General features: G+C 34.0%; 17 protein-coding genes and 2 other annotated features. Of the genes, 6 read left to right on the top strand and 11 right to left on the bottom strand.

What is annotated here, in order from left to right:
- Positions 1 to 436: 436 nt before the first annotated feature.
- From IGI43_RS13680 to udk, 3 genes are all read right to left on the bottom strand, one after another.
- On the bottom strand, positions 437 to 1,447 hold the full coding sequence (locus IGI43_RS13680) for a Gfo/Idh/MocA family protein (RefSeq protein ID WP_438758332.1): 1,011 nt from the start codon (positions 1,445 to 1,447) through the stop codon (positions 437 to 439).
- A 377-nt stretch (positions 1,448 to 1,824) separates the two neighbouring features.
- The gene (locus IGI43_RS13675) at positions 1,825 to 2,166 is read right to left on the bottom strand and encodes a type II toxin-antitoxin system PemK/MazF family toxin (protein ID WP_438758331.1); all 342 of its coding nucleotides are present in this window, start codon (positions 2,164 to 2,166) and stop codon (positions 1,825 to 1,827) included.
- A 741-nt stretch (positions 2,167 to 2,907) separates the two neighbouring features.
- Positions 2,908 to 3,534 (bottom strand): uridine kinase, encoded by a 627-nt coding sequence (gene udk / locus IGI43_RS13670; RefSeq protein WP_438758330.1) that lies wholly within the window; start codon positions 3,532 to 3,534, stop codon positions 2,908 to 2,910.
- 141 nt (positions 3,535 to 3,675) lie between these two features.
- On the opposite strand from udk, the gene IGI43_RS13665 reads away from it, so the two are divergent.
- On the top strand, positions 3,676 to 4,128 hold the full coding sequence (locus tag IGI43_RS13665; protein ID WP_438758329.1) for a GNAT family N-acetyltransferase: 453 nt from the start codon (positions 3,676 to 3,678) through the stop codon (positions 4,126 to 4,128).
- Positions 4,129 to 4,204: 76 nt separating this feature from the next.
- On the opposite strand, the gene IGI43_RS13660 is transcribed toward IGI43_RS13665, so the two are convergent.
- Positions 4,205 to 4,891 carry a YjjG family noncanonical pyrimidine nucleotidase gene (locus IGI43_RS13660; protein WP_438758328.1) on the bottom strand — a complete coding sequence of 229 codons (687 nt, stop codon included), beginning with the start codon at positions 4,889 to 4,891 and terminating at the stop codon, positions 4,205 to 4,207.
- Positions 4,881 to 5,636, bottom strand: coding sequence for a 16S rRNA pseudouridine(516) synthase (locus IGI43_RS13655; RefSeq protein ID WP_438758327.1), 756 nt, complete (start codon positions 5,634 to 5,636; stop codon positions 4,881 to 4,883). The genes IGI43_RS13660 and IGI43_RS13655 overlap by 11 nt, the downstream gene beginning before the upstream one ends.
- Before the next feature lie 513 nt (positions 5,637 to 6,149).
- Between IGI43_RS13655 and IGI43_RS13650 the strand changes: the two genes are divergently transcribed.
- Together IGI43_RS13650 and IGI43_RS13645 are read left to right on the top strand one after the other, a co-directional pair.
- Entirely contained in the window at positions 6,150 to 6,764 is a 615-nt protein-coding gene (locus IGI43_RS13650; protein WP_438758326.1) for a 50S ribosomal protein L25/general stress protein Ctc, read from the top strand.
- Positions 6,765 to 6,955: 191 nt separating this feature from the next.
- Positions 6,956 to 7,276 carry a DUF960 domain-containing protein gene (locus tag IGI43_RS13645; RefSeq protein ID WP_438758325.1) on the top strand — a complete coding sequence of 107 codons (321 nt, stop codon included), beginning with the start codon at positions 6,956 to 6,958 and terminating at the stop codon, positions 7,274 to 7,276.
- Between the two features lie 135 nt (positions 7,277 to 7,411).
- Here IGI43_RS13645 and IGI43_RS13640 read toward each other — a convergent pair whose 3' ends face one another.
- From IGI43_RS13640 to IGI43_RS13615, 6 genes are all read right to left on the bottom strand, one after another.
- The gene (locus IGI43_RS13640; protein WP_438758324.1) at positions 7,412 to 7,660 is read right to left on the bottom strand and encodes a GlsB/YeaQ/YmgE family stress response membrane protein; all 249 of its coding nucleotides are present in this window, start codon (positions 7,658 to 7,660) and stop codon (positions 7,412 to 7,414) included.
- A 37-nt stretch (positions 7,661 to 7,697) separates the two neighbouring features.
- On the bottom strand, positions 7,698 to 8,168 hold the full coding sequence (locus IGI43_RS13635; RefSeq protein WP_438758323.1) for an Asp23/Gls24 family envelope stress response protein: 471 nt from the start codon (positions 8,166 to 8,168) through the stop codon (positions 7,698 to 7,700).
- 38 nt (positions 8,169 to 8,206) lie between these two features.
- Positions 8,207 to 8,422 carry a DUF2273 domain-containing protein gene (locus IGI43_RS13630; protein WP_438758322.1) on the bottom strand — a complete coding sequence of 72 codons (216 nt, stop codon included), beginning with the start codon at positions 8,420 to 8,422 and terminating at the stop codon, positions 8,207 to 8,209.
- A 13-nt stretch (positions 8,423 to 8,435) separates the two neighbouring features.
- A complete protein-coding gene (gene amaP, locus IGI43_RS13625; RefSeq protein ID WP_438758321.1) occupies positions 8,436 to 8,999 on the bottom strand; it encodes an alkaline shock response membrane anchor protein AmaP in 564 nt (187 codons plus the stop codon).
- Between the two features lie 251 nt (positions 9,000 to 9,250).
- Positions 9,251 to 10,897 carry a peptide ABC transporter substrate-binding protein gene (locus tag IGI43_RS13620; protein ID WP_438758320.1) on the bottom strand — a complete coding sequence of 549 codons (1,647 nt, stop codon included), beginning with the start codon at positions 10,895 to 10,897 and terminating at the stop codon, positions 9,251 to 9,253.
- A 138-nt stretch (positions 10,898 to 11,035) separates the two neighbouring features.
- Entirely contained in the window at positions 11,036 to 11,758 is a 723-nt protein-coding gene (locus IGI43_RS13615; RefSeq protein WP_438758319.1) for a gamma-glutamyl-gamma-aminobutyrate hydrolase family protein, read from the bottom strand.
- 256 nt (positions 11,759 to 12,014) lie between these two features.
- Positions 12,015 to 12,243, top strand: a binding site (T-box leader).
- 93 nt (positions 12,244 to 12,336) lie between these two features.
- Positions 12,337 to 12,583, top strand: a binding site (T-box leader).
- Positions 12,584 to 12,658: 75 nt separating this feature from the next.
- Here IGI43_RS13615 and IGI43_RS13610 point away from each other — a divergent pair.
- From IGI43_RS13610 to IGI43_RS13600, 3 genes are read left to right on the top strand one after another with little or no spacing between them, the layout of a single operon-like run.
- A complete protein-coding gene (locus IGI43_RS13610) occupies positions 12,659 to 13,303 on the top strand; it encodes an amino acid ABC transporter permease (protein WP_438758318.1) in 645 nt (214 codons plus the stop codon).
- Positions 13,304 to 13,358: 55 nt separating this feature from the next.
- On the top strand, positions 13,359 to 13,994 hold the full coding sequence (locus tag IGI43_RS13605; RefSeq protein WP_438758317.1) for an amino acid ABC transporter ATP-binding protein: 636 nt from the start codon (positions 13,359 to 13,361) through the stop codon (positions 13,992 to 13,994).
- A 13-nt stretch (positions 13,995 to 14,007) separates the two neighbouring features.
- Entirely contained in the window at positions 14,008 to 14,826 is an 819-nt protein-coding gene (locus IGI43_RS13600) for an amino acid ABC transporter substrate-binding protein (RefSeq protein ID WP_438758316.1), read from the top strand.
- Positions 14,827 to 15,026: the final 200 nt, after the last annotated feature.

Genomic DNA, 15,026 nt, shown 5'->3' with positions numbered 1-15,026 from the left:
TAACAACACAAAAAAGTTGCACTTACACAAGTGCAACCTTCTTAGTATACTATTTCTTCTAGAAATTTTATATTCTTTAAAGCGCTATTTTGTACAATGTTACTTAAGAACTATTCAGCCTGATCTCTAGTATTATGACTGTTTCTTCTTAGTGCAATCAACAATAATCATTATTGAATTCTTATTGCACCAAATAGTGTAACGATGCGCTTCTTTTCAAAATTCTTTTCAAAATAAAAAGAAGACCGAAGTCTTCTTTTTACCACAGTATTTATAAAAATAAATAGATAACATCTTCTCCACAAAAATATTTATCCGACACGCCTACATCCGGTAGGTATGATTTAACATATGTGCCTCTGTTGTTTTGTCAATCACTAGCCGTCAAAACGGAACAGCCGAAGCTGTCTGATTGAGTCAACTCGTCGCATGAGGACTACTTTAACATAGATATACTGTGATTGCAATATTTTTCTGAGTTATCGTCCGTTTCCAGCCACGTAGCATAAAGACGATCTACGATACTTACTGTATCTAACGTCATATTTCTAGTCATAACAGGACTTTCCAACAAGTGATTTTGAAGACATTCATTCACATGCTCCACTTCAAATACAAATTCACTATCAAACTCACCTATCAAGGTTTCTTGTCTACCATCGTCGTAATAAATAGTCGCCTGTTTTGTTTTCCAGAAATATGGAATTTCTATATGTCCTTTATCACCATAAATCGTCAGTTTACTTGGAATATCCACTTTAACAGAGATAAAAATAGTTCCCAACACTTGATTTTGAAACGTCAGTCCCATATTTACTTGATCATCTGCGGCCCCTTTTTTTCTTGTAGCGTTCCCGTAATATTCCGTGATCGATTGATCCAATATAAATTGCATGTACTGCAAAGGATAACTACCTGACCCATGTAATGCTCCACCTCCGGCATCTAATGAATGAAACCAGCTGATATGATCTACATTAGGATAAGACGTAATCGATTGCAGCCAGTGTATTTCGCCAATTTTGTTTTGCTGAATTGCTTTTTTCACTTGTAGACTAATCGGTAAAAAAACAGATTTTTGCGCTTCCATCAAGAAACAGCCATTTTTTTCTGCTACTTCAAAAAGTTCTTTTGCTTGAGCTAACTTTAAAGTAAACGGCTTTTCAACTAAAACATGTTTCTTATAAGTCAACGCCATTTTTGCCGCTTCATAATGTCCCTTATTATATGTAGCTACATAGATGATATCTACTTCCTCATCCTTACAGAGTTCTTCATAACTGCCATAAGCTTTAGGGATAGCCAATTCCTCTGCCATCTTCGCGGCCTTATAATACGTACGTGATGCAATTGCTACAGCTTCACCTAAACTACTTTCTTTGATTCCTTCCACAAAACGAGGAACGATTTGCGCTGTACTTAAAATACCATAACGAATTTTCTTCATCCGTATCGACTCCTTTGATTACACTATAGACGTACACCATAAAAAATTCAAAAGAATTCTTTTAAAAGACAACTATTTTTCCAGAGAAAGTGTTTATTTTTTGATAGTCACTTATTGATTTATTGATTACGTTTTTCATTCTATTGTTCGTTCAACACTTATAGAACCAGAAGCAAAACTAACTGTTTTGCTCCTAGTTCTATATACGAAAAGCAGCAGAAGTAAATAGCCCCAAAAATGAACTTCTGTCCTGCTTCTCTAAGAATCTTCGATTTAAAATCATATTCGCAAATCATTTGATCGAATCATTCCCCTGATTTTCGATCTATTATTTACGAATGTTTATGTATATCTTTACCTATGTACTACTCCCATTTTTAACGAATACCAATACTTATTTTCAATGCTTGGTTGACCTTCAACATATCGTCTTCTTGTAACTGACAAATTTTGTGAAGAATTCGTTCTTTATCCAGCGTTCGGATTTGTTCTAACAATACTAATGACGGTGTCATGCACTCGTCATGAGGTATATCTACTTTGACCTGAGTCGGCTGCATTTTCTTATTCACATTCCTAGTTATAGGCGCAACAATCAATGTTGGACTAAATAAATTCCCCTTATTATTTTGAATAATCAATACAGGTCTAATTCCTCCTTGTTCCGAACCAACAACAGGCGAGAGATTTGCATAAAAGATTTCTCCCCTTCGTATCATAATACTTTGTCCCCCTAACTAATCTAATCAAAAACTTCTTCCATGTAAATTATATCATGCTTTTAAATTAAAATTTTTCAATTTTTTATAGCAATCACTTAAAACTTTGATAATCTCTATAAAAAAAGTCTTTAATGAGAAAAATATACATAATAGCGTTTATTTTAAAAAAACTAAAATACACAAAAACATTTAATTTAAAATCAGTATAATCCCTAAATAAAAAAGAATAGATTTGAAGTGGATAGACTAAAAAAATCCATAAAAATTAAAAAAAGGCTTATTAGCCAGTATTTATATCAAAAAAACAACAAATATTAATCATTAAAATCCCTCTATATATTTTCTTGTTTTCTGGAAAAATAGAAGCACTCTCTCTATATATTGATTAAAATAAAGAATAATATTTTTCAATCCACTAACCCCTCCTAACGTTTCTCATCAAATTTTTATTTTCATCCTTCTTTATTCCTTCACAAATAACGAGAGAAATCAGAATAAAGTACATTCCTGACTTCTCTCGTTATTATTTTTCTAGATATTGGATAGTTTATTTGAATTTTTCACATTATCTTAACTTTTTTATCGGTTTAATTTGATACTCCACTATCATTTAACACTAAGATGTAACTCAATAAAATATATAAATTATACGTACTCATGCTGATTATTGACTTCTTTTGATTGAAATTCGATATAAACATGATTTTGTAAGTTGCCTTACCCAGTTATGTACATTTATTATTCATTTAAAATACTTGCTACTTTAGTAGTGATCAAATCTATCGCAACATGGTTCTCTCCACCTTCTGGAACGATCACATCTGCATACCGTTTCGTTGGTTCAATAAATTGATGGTACATCGGCTTAACAACGGTTAAATATTGTTCAATAACCGAATCTAAGGTTCTTCCACGCTCATCCATGTCACGTTTGATTCTGCGGATGATACGGATATCATCATCTGTATCCACATATAATTTAATATCCATCAACTCTCTCAAACGACTATCTTCCAAAATCAATATGCCTTCTAAGATAATAACCTCTTTTGGCTCTTGAATAATAATGTCTGAACTTCTCGTATGAGCAACATAATCATATACTGGTTTTTCGATTGTTTGGTAGTCTATTAATTGTTGTAAATGCTCGATCAGCAAATCTGTGTCAAAAGCAAACGGATGATCATAATTCGTTGTTAATCGTTCTTCAAAACTAAGATGGCTTTGATCTTTATAATAAGAATCTTGTTCTAACATCATAATAGAATGATCGGGAAAATGATTGAAAATCGCCCGACTAACACTGGTTTTTCCACTTCCTGAACCGCCAGTAACACCAATCACGATTGGTTGAGTATTTTTCATTCAACGAAACCTCTCTCTTGTATGTAATAGTCATGTTACCCTTTTTCTATTATAATAGAAACTAAGCAGAAAGCTACAATTTTTCGATTATTTTTTTAATCTACTCATTTATTATTCAATTTTATCAGAAAGGAAAATAGTATGACAATTAGAAAAATTCAAGAATTCCAAAAAATCCACTATGACTTATCGCTGTTAGCAGATCCAAATAAAGACTTAATAAAAGACTACACCAAACGTAGCGTGTGTTTCGATCTTATTTTAAATGAAACGATCATAGGTATTTTAATCTTGCTTCCCACTCGTCCTGAAACACTTGAAATCGTTAATGTTTCTGTCTCTAAAGACTACCAAGGCCAGGGATATGGTGAAGAATTAATTCAATTCGCATTGACTCATGCTAAAAAAAATCATTATAAAACAGTTGAAATCGGTACTGGAAGTACCAGTTTTGGGCAATTATATCTCTATCAAAAATGTGGATTTCGCATGATAAGTATTGATCATGACTTTTTTCTTCGTCACTATGAGGAAGAAATCATCGAACATAAACTTATTTTAAGAGATATGGTTCGATTGAGTATCAATGTATAGGTAGCAACAGAGGGCTAGAAAAAATATTTATTTCTGAAGCCTTTAAATCTTAGCTCTTCGGTTCTAAGCTCTCTTTTTATTGTTCTAAGACATTAAAAATATCGTCTAATCGATTGATTTCGTATGTTGGCTGAACAGTTGGTTCTACTGGTTGTTTGGATGGATTCAACCAAAGTGTTTGGATATTGGCTAAGTTGCCTCCTTTAATGTCTGATGCAAGTGAATCGCCAATAATCAATGTTTTTTCTCGTTCAAAACCAGGAATCCGCTCAAAAACATAGTCAAAATATTCTTTCATCGGTTTTTGATATCCTACTTCCTCTGAAACAAAAATATCATTGAAAAAGAGGGACATTTTAGAATCATTCAATCGTTGATACTGAGTTTTTGCCACACCGTTTGTCACAATATACAATTCATAATCTGGTTTAAGTCGTTCAATGATCTTTCTACTGTTTCCTAACAAATCATGTCCTTGAGCTAAATGATCGCGATATTGCTCTCCCATTTTTTTCCCATCTACTTTTTTATTCAGTTGGTCGAACAATAAACTAAAACGAGTATCTGTGACCGTCTTCTTATCTATTTTTCCTTGTTCAAAATCTTGCCACAATTGGCTATTTATTTTTTTGTACGTTGCTTGTATTTCATCTGTTAGTGTTAGGTTTTCTTCTTGAAATAACGCATGCAGTGCTTTTTTTTCTGTCAATTGAAAATCTAGTAACGTGTCATCCACATCAAATAATAATGTCTTAAATTTCATATTCCACTCTCTTTTCTTTTTTATGAATTGTAAAATAGGGCAATAGCGTCTGTAATTCTTCTTGATTTAAAGAGCGATATTCGCCTAAACCCAGCGTTTGATCTAACTGAATCGGCCCCATCGATAATCGTTTTAAATAAATCACTTTTTTCCCTACAGATAAAAACATTTTTTTTACCTGATGGAATTTTCCTTCGGTGATATCTAAATACGCATGGCTTTGCCCTTTTTCTGAAGACAAAATCACAAGTTCGGCTGGCTTGCATTTTTTTCCGTCAGAAAATACAATTCCTTCAGTAAATGATCGACAGTCAAATTCTGTCAACATATCGTTCACAATTACTTCGTAACGTTTTGAAACTTTTTTATGCGGTAATAGTAATTGGTAACCCAACTGACCATTATCTGTAATCAAAAGTAATCCTTCTGTATCACGATCTAATCGTCCTATAGGATATAATCCTACTCTTTGATCTTCTGCTCTAATTAAATCGATAACGGTTTGATGCTGAATATCTTTAACAGCTGTCACAACGCCTTGAGGTTTATTCAACATATAGTAGACATGGGTTTCATGCTGGATTTTCACATCTCCAACAAAAATATCTTGCAAGGCTGCATCGACATTAAGACTTTCGTCCATAATGACTTGTCCGTCAACAGTGACCTGTTTACTACGAATCATGGCTCTTATTTTTCTTTTAGAACCAATTTTTTCTTGTTCCAATAATTTATCTAAGCGCATTTAATTTCCTCATTTCAACTAATAGTTTAGTATAAAATTTGAAGAATGAAAAGAGAACGATCCCGACTCGATTAAACAAACCTTTAAGTAATAATTAAAAGACGCTCGTATTTCTTTCACTTCTCTTGACTTAATATTGGATTCACGTTATGGTTAATATAGAAAGTGAATAAGGTTTCTCAAAAACAGCGTAATGACCTGGGAGAGAATAAGGTATCACATGGAATTTTCCCCTGGATAATTGTGCACAATTATTCGGGTTTTTTTGTTTTTGCTGTCCGATTTGTAGAAGTTCTTGTTTGTTTTATATCTTAACAAGAAAACCTTAGCTACGTTTAATCTTTTACAAGTTTCAATAGACACCAGCAAGACTCCTTTTTTCCATCATGTTGCGTTTTGCAGATAACCAAATATAAATTCATTTTGATTTGTCTAGCTTCACGAGCTAGTCTCTTAGATCTTGAGACTACACAACTCGTCCAGCTTTTAAATTTCAAGGGAGGAATTTAGGTTATGTCAGTATCATTAGAAGTTAAAGAAAGAGCTGTCCGTCCACGTTCATTAAGAAACGAGTTACGTCATAAGGGTCAAGTCCCTGCTGTCGTATATGGATATGAAATCGAAAGCACACCAATTTCAGTCGAAGAAAAAGAACTAACAAGACTTTTACGTGACAATGGTGCCAATGCTGTTATTACAATGAACATTGGTGGGAAAAAAATCAATACTTTAATGTATAAAGCGCAATTAGATACATTCACAAGCCAAATGAAACACGTTGAATTTTTAGCTGTAAATATGAAAGAAGCGACAGAAGTAGAAGCTGAAATCGTTCTTGTCGGTGAAGCTGAAGGTGTTAAAGCTGGTGGCGAGTTGATTCAAAACTTATATAACGTTTTAGTTTCAGCAACTCCAGATAAATTACCAGAACGTGTAGAAGTTGATATTACAAAACTTGCAATTGGTGATGCGATTACTATTGCTGATTTACCAAAAAATAAAGATTACGATATTATTACTGAAGGCGAAGAACAAATCGTCGCAGTAACAGAGGCAAAAGCTGAAACCGAAGAAGAAAGCTCTGAAGAAGCAGCTGAACCAACTGTGATCGGTGAAAAACCAGAATAATTCGTTACTTAAAAGTAAATTTTTAGAGATGAGGTCTTTTGACTTTGTCTCTTTTTTCATATGATCAAACGTCATATCATCTCACGTTATTCTGAGCTTTATATTTGCTTTTTTTACCAAACATTACAGAAGCGAGTTTTTACTAAATAGGGTATACTATTGTTATTAGATAGACAAAGGAGGGAAATTAAATGGTGGAAAGTTTTGATAGTCAACGTAGTCGTTATGCTTCTTTAGGTGTAGTTGAAAGTCTGCCTGGTGCCTTGATCGATAGTATCTGGCTGATTATTGATTTGGATTTAAAAGGAGTTATTCCTCTTACAAATATGCTGTATTTCGATTTAATCAATAATGATGGAAAAGTAACTGTTCACTTTTCACAAGAAATCAGTACTGTCCAAATGGCCATTGACTTACCTTTCCCTTATTCAACCGAATACCCCTCTCAAGTTTTTGCTTTTGATGATGGAAATAAAGAAACAATTTTACTGCCAGCAGAAATGTTTGAATAACCAAAAAAATAGGGTGTAGGACAAAAGTAAAAATCCACTTTTGTTCTACACCCTAAATACAAATAAATGGCGGAAACAGAAACACCTCCTTCTTATTTCTAAAGGTTAAATATTTCTGTACCGACCACTACTTTTCTAAGCCATTCGTTTTGCAATAAATGAATAAATCGCAATACAGATAACGGCACCGATCAATGCTGAAATAATTGGAAATCCATCAATAATAGGACCGAAATTTCCTAATAGCATCGTACCTACCCAGCTTCCGATAAATCCAACGATGATATTACCGACTACACCACCGGGTACATCTCTACCTAAAATTGCTCCAGCAATGGCACCTAGCACACCGCCGACAATTAATGACCAAATAAAACTTAACATAATAAACAGCCTCCTCTAAATCAAATACAGTTACATATTATTGCAATGTACGTGTATTATTCTCTTGTTTTTTCTCATTTTCGCTATCATCTTTTTTCTTATTTTCAAATTTTTCTTCATACTGTTCTTTCGACATAACGTCATCTACGTTCATATTAAATTCAATGACATCCAAACCAGTCATGTTTTTTACTTCATCTGCAACTTTTTTTGTTGCTGTATCGAATACTTGAGCAATATTTTTTCCATATTCTGCAATGACATCTAAATCAATGGCTACTTGTTTTGTTCCAACTTCTGCACTAATTCCTTTTGTTGGGTTATTTCCATTCGTAAATCTGTCGGTCAAGTTTGTAATTGCATTTCCGCTTAATCCTAAAATTCCTGGGATTTCTGATACGGCGATACCAGCAATTTTTTTCACGACTTGATCATCAAATGTTAATGTTGTTTTGATTCCATTTGCGTTTGTTCCTTCAGTTGTGTTTCCATTTGCTTTGTTATCCATATTCTTCTCAACCTTTCTGATTGTGATTCGATTTATATTTATCTTTCAAAAAAAGCTTTTATAGAAGCTAAAATTGAAGAGATAGAGCTTTTTTCATCTTGCATTTTGCCAATAAAGTAACCACTGCCTGTTAAAATGACAATTAAAACTGTTTTCCAAAATCCAATCGTCATAAAAAGTATGGCCATGAGCAAAGCCAAACTAGTAAATATAATTTGATTGCGGTAAGGAGCTATTGTTACTCGTTTTTTCATTATATTTCCTCCTTTAAACCACACGAGACTCTTTTTTGCCACTTGGCAGCAAGGACGATTCTGCTTTTTTCTTTTTGAAAATAATTTTTGTTTTATTCGTCTCGACCATCGCCATATTTTGCAAGGCTTTAGGAATCAATTCTTGAATTTGCTTCCCTCTGCTTAAAAATTGCTGTTGCTTTTCATCTGCTATCGTGACTTGAACATCTGCTGTTTGTTTCTTCGTCAAGCGTATTTTCACTTGCGTATCCTCAATAGTTACAATTCCTTGCAGTGAGGATCTGGCGATTGATTCAAGCGTACTCAGCGGCAAATTAACCTGCCCCATATCTTTTTGTATATGGATTTGTTTTTTGGTGATCGGTTTGAATAGAACCATCAAAAATGTGATCAAAAAGACTGTTAATAAAACAAAAAGAACAACTTGGTAAAAATAAAATAATTCCTCATATTGAAACAGCAAATTACTGAAAAAAGTGGTTACAGCACCTAAATCTACCATTTGAGAATATAAACCAGCGATTCCAAAAATACCCGCTATTAACAATAAAGAAATAAGTCCTTTGATTAGTCGCATCGTTTTTTCCCTCCACCATCATTTGTTCTTTTGAAAATTTTTTTCTCTGTATATGTTTTATGTTAAACGCATTATTCGACAATTACAAAAGATATGCATGCTCATTGTTGATCTTTCTTGTTATTTTTATAACAATTATCACTATAAATACTGATATAAGCGCATCCAGTGGCTCACTATAAATAAAAAAACAAGTTGACACACAAGATAAAAATCTTAGTAATCAACTTGCTTTTTACTTTTTTTACAAATTATTCAACATATGCTAAACGATAAGAAACGGTTCTTCCAAATGGAAAAACTTGTAATTCTTTTAATCGATCTGCCTTGAGATAACCAATTGCTCCTTGGTAAAGAGGCAAAACAGCCGCGTCTTTTTCAATCAAAGTTTCTTCTAATTCCTTCAGTTTATCCCAGCGTTTTTCCGGTTCATTTGCTAAAGTGATTCTTGCTTCATTTAATCCTTTGTCATATTCGGGATTATCATAACCCGATGTATTCAAACCGCTTTTAGAATCATAGAACTCCAAAAAGTTGATTGGATCAGCATAATCTGGTGTCCATGTACCAAAAACGAGGTCAAAGTCGCTAGCAGTTTGTAAATCCAAACGATTTTGTAATGGAACAGATTTTAATTTAATTATTAAACCTGGTAAATTTTGTTGCAATTGCCCTTGAACATATTCGATTGTCTTTTTTGCAAGTGCAGAATCAGCTGAAAGCAATTCTAATTCGATTTTATCTTTACCTAATTCTTTTTTAGCAGTTTCCCAGTTTTTTTGTGCTGCTTTTAAATCAAATGGCAAAAAATCCCCATTTTCTTTACGGAAATCTTCGCCTGTATCTGGATCTTTTGCAAAATCTTTTGGTACAAAACCATTCAGATCAGTCGAACCATCGCCTAAAATATCTTTTGCAAAAGTTTCTTTATCAATTGCTTGTAAAATCGCTTTACGAACATTGACATTTCCAGTTACTTCACGTTTATGATTAGGGCTTAGATAGCCTACCATTGCTTTAGGAGTAAAATGTGCTTGTGGCGAATCTTTATACTGCAAAGCATACGTATCTGCAAGAACAGTATAATCTAGATCACCTGCATCAAATAGATTTGTTCCTGTACCGATTTCTTTGACAACTTGAACATCGATTGTATCTAGTTTAACATTTTGTTGATCCCAATACTCTTTATTTTTTGTTAGTTTCCACTCTTCTGTGTTACCATCCCAACCGGAAATCACAAATGGACCATTCCCAACAAAATTATCAGCAGAAGTTCCATAAGCTTCGCCTTTTTCCTTGACGAATTTTTCATTTTTAGGCATAAATGGTGTTCCTATTAAAACCTGAGCTAAATATGGAATTGGGTATTCTAACGTCATTTCTAAGGTTTGGTCATCAATAGCTTTCACGCCAAGTTCATCAATATTCGCTTCACCTTCACGGATTTTCCGACCGTTCTTAAAAATATCCATTTGGTTACTACTACTTGAACCAAAGCTTGGATCAACAACGTTTTTAAATGATGAAACAAAATCACCAGCTACAACAGGATCACCGTTACTCCATTTTGTCTCTTTTAGTTTGAATGTATAAACTAAGCCATCATCACTAACGGTAGGTTCACTTGCTGCAACCGCCAATTCGGGATCATGATTTTTGTCCATCCGATAAAGTCCTTCCACAACCTGACCGATCATATCTGAACTGTAAACATCTGTATAATGAGCGCTATCTAAGGTTGACAATTCTCCACCAGAAGCGACTTTGATCACTTGTGTTTGTTCTGTCTTATCCCCATCTGCCTTTTCACCAGATGAGTTTGTTCCTTTTCCCCCACTGCAAGCCGTCAATAATAAACTAGCTGCCAATACAAATAAACCAAATTTTTTCTTCATTATTCGATTCCCCCTCTTTTTTATAGCTGAATAGAATACTTAGCCCCTGAACAATTTAGAAGATCAACTTAAAGTCCTTTTTTGACTTTCTGTGAGCTACTTAAAGGTAGAGGAAATGATTCTGTAAAGCTAGATAACTTATAATTTTTCAACCACATAACGAAAAACAGCCATTTCTTGTTCTAAATGATCATACGCAAAATCAGGATGCCACTGCACCCCTAAAAACGCTAAACTAGAATCCTTACTTTCAACGCCTTCAATGATGCCATCTTCACTAATGGCTGTCATTTTTAGTCTTTTTGCTAATTTTTTTATTGCTTGAAAATGAAACGAATTGACCGTCGTTTTTTCGCCATAGATTTTACGTAGAATACTTGTTTCTTCTGTTCGAATCTGATGTGTAGGAATTTCTCTGGATATCGGTACTTGCATATGACTAATTTTCGTATCATTCAGCTGACTGATATCTTGATATAAGCTGCCGCCAAGAGCCACATTAGCCAGTTGCAGACCACGACAGACTGCAAAAATAGGTTTCGTTTGTCTAACAGCTTCTTCGATCAAAGCTAACTCGAATTGATCTCTTTCTTGCGACAATAAAGCTTCTTCAACTTGAATTGATTCACCATATAATGAGGGCGATACATTCTGTCCGCCAGCTAAAACCAACTTATCAATCTGGTCAATATAATCCTTAGCCAACTCAGGGGGCCCTACTGGTAAAACCATTGGCAAACCTCCAGCATTTTGCACTGCTTTCACGTAACCACACGGAGTGTAACTGATCGGTAAATGATACAATCGTGCTCCCGCATCTTCAATTTCATTTGCTGCTATTCCAATAATCGGTCGCCTCAATCTACACTCACTCCTTCTGTACTTTCCGATAATAATTGTAACTAGTTTATCAGATATATATGTGAAAGGATAGTACAAATAGAAACAGCGAGATAGTTTTTAGCTATCGCTATTTACTTACTTTTTAATAGAAAACGACTATTTCTATTTTACCTCAACTTTACCAAATCCGTTACTTTTATGCTTAAAACGATCTGTTGTCTGAATTTTCTAAATAAATAGTTGTTGACAAGTGAAAAAAGTGATGGTAAAGTTATACAAAACAAAGAACAGAAGAGTACCTTTATTTTTTCTTGAAGAGAGTCTTTGGTTGGTGGGAAAAGACAGAGTGATAAAGTGAAACACATCTGGGAGTTAGCTTTTTGAATTACTAGTAGGAAAGTTCGGGAATGCCCGTTATAGCATTAGAAGTCTATGACTTCTTGAGGTTATCGTTGCGAGACGATAATAAAAAAAGGTGGAACCACGCATTTTACGTCCTTTGGCTTACTTGCCAAAGGACTTTTTATTTACTTACAACTGGCAGTCACGCTGAGATATAAAACAATATTTACTACCTATTACTATTTCCAATACAACTAAAACACACAACCAGAACAAGTAATCACTGATTATTTCCTGACAGAGACTTTTTTATTCGCTGAGAGAAAAAGCTGGAAACCTTTGATGAACACATCTGTTTCAGTCACCTTCTGAATAAAGTAAGAAGATGCGGTATTCTCCGTTATCAGAAAAGAATCTTTAGCGTTAGATAAAGGTTTAATGAGGTTATTATCGTAAGGTATTAACAAATTGAGGTGGAACCACGATTATTTCGTCCTCTTGGCAAATTTGCCAAGAGGACTTTTTGCTTTTTTGTCACAAAATGGTACTAAGAATAATTAAAAAATTGGAGGAAAAATGATGAACTACATTTTGGAAATTTTGCCGGCTTTACTAGACGGTGCACTTATGACATTGAAAGTTTTTATTTTTACACTATTAGGATCGATTCCCCTTGGAATTATCGTAGCGTTTGCCCTACAAACAAATTTTAAGCCACTAACTTTTTTGATTCATCTCTATATTTGGCTAATGCGAGGTACACCATTATTATTACAACTTATTTTTGTTTTTTATGGTTTACCTCTGATCGGTGTTGTCTTTGAGCGATATGATGCAGCTTTGTTTGCATTTATATTGAATTATGCGGCATACTTTGCAGAAATTTTTCGTGGCGGTATTCAATCAATTCCAGAAGGTCAATATGAAGCGGCTAAAGTATTGCGTTTGACACGGTTTCAAACCGTATCACGGATTATCTTACCTCAAGTAATTAAAATCGTATTGCCTTCAATTGGTAATGAAGTGATTAATTTGGTCAAAGATACCTCACTGATTTACGTACTTGGTTTAGGCGATCTATTAAGAGCAGGAAAAATTGCAATGAGCCGCGACGTGAGTTTATTACCATTAGTTTTAGTAGGCATTATTTATCTATTATTAACAGCAGTCTTAACGCTAGCTTCAAAAAAATTGGAAAAACACTATCAGTATTATAAATAATTGTATTTAGTTTTAAGGGCTAGCTCTTTCAACTTTTAAATTTAGGAGGAATAATATGCTAACGATCAAAAACTTAACAAAAAGTTTCGATGGACGCCGGATCATCGATCAATTAAATATAGAAATCAAAGACGGACAGATCCTAACAATTGTGGGCCCTTCTGGTGGAGGAAAAACAACATTGTTACGTTGTTTAGCTGGTCTAGAAACAATCGATTCAGGGGAATTTTTATTGGATGGTGTAGCGGTTAATCCTGTCGAAATGGATAATGCAGATCAGGTAGTAGGAATCGTTTTTCAAGATTTTCAATTATTTCCTCATCTTTCAGTGTTAGATAATATCACTTTAGCGCCGATTCTTGCCTTAAAACAATCTAAAGAAGCAAGTGAGGTAGAAGCGATTGATCTGCTAACAAAATTTGGTTTAGGTGGAAAAGAAAAACTATACCCTTATCAATTATCTGGCGGTCAAAAACAACGCGTTGCTCTCGCTCGTGCTCTTGCAATGAAACCAAAAATATTAGGTTATGACGAACCTACCAGTGCTCTTGATCCTGAACTTCGCCAACAAGTCGAAGAGGTTATTTTAACGCTAAAAGCACAAGGTATGACTCAAATCGTCGTCACTCACGATATGAACTTTGCTGAAAATATTGCCGATAACATATTGACAGTGACACCTGTTCAATAGAAAGGACAAGTATATGAAGAAAAAAAGCTATCTATTCCTTACCATAACAGCTTTAGTGGTACTACTGTCAATAGCAGGTTGTGGTAGAAAAAAAACAGATACGGATCAATGGTCACGAATCGATTCGGACAAACGAGTAATCGTTGGTTTAGATGATTCTTTTGTCCCAATGGGCTTTCAAAATAAATCTGGCGAGCTTATCGGATTTGACATTGATTTAGCTCGAGCAGTATTTGACTTATATGATATTACTGTAGACTTCCAACCTATTGATTGGTCTATGAAAGAAAATGAATTGCAAAATCAAACAATCGATCTGATTTGGAATGGTTACTCTAAAAGCGCGGAACGGGAAGAAAAAGTGCTGTTTAGTGATGACTATATGAAAAATGAACAGGTCGTAGTTTCTTTGAAAAAGAATAATATTACTAATTTTTCTGATATGAAAGGAAAAATTTTAGGTGCTCAAAATGGTTCTTCTGGTTATAATAGTTTTGAAGAACAACCTGAAATTTTGAAAGATATTGTTAATGGTCAAACCGCTATTTTATACGATGGATTTAATGAAGCATTTATGGATTTAAAGTCGGGAAGAATTGATGGGTTATTGATCGATCGAGTTTATGCAAATTATTATCTTTCTCATGAAGATAATTTAGCCAATTATTCAATTGTCAGTGGTCGTTTCGAAAGCGAGGCTTTTGCAGTAGGTTTAAGGAAATCTGATAAAGAGTTAGCAGAAAAAATCAACACAGGTTTTGAACAACTTAGAAAATCTGGCAAACTTGCTGAAATTTCTAAAAAATGGTTTGGAGAAGATGTGACGAAATAAAATAACTTATTATAAATAAAATAGTTCTTATTTTGCGTATTCTAAAGTATCGGCTTTCCCAAATTTCGGAACAGGAAGAAGATAAGTTGTCTACAGTTATCTGTTCCCTTCTTGTGGAGCTTTCAATTTCCCTGTTTGAGTATCAGCTGACTACTAAATTCAAGAATTGATCTCCTATTAGGTTGTATTTGCGTAAGAGA

It is taken from the genome of Enterococcus sp. AZ126 (assembly GCF_051714545.1).
In the GTDB taxonomy this organism is placed as follows: Bacteria; Bacillota; Bacilli; order Lactobacillales; family Enterococcaceae; genus Enterococcus_L.
This window is presented reverse-complemented; position numbering and strand designations above follow the sequence as displayed.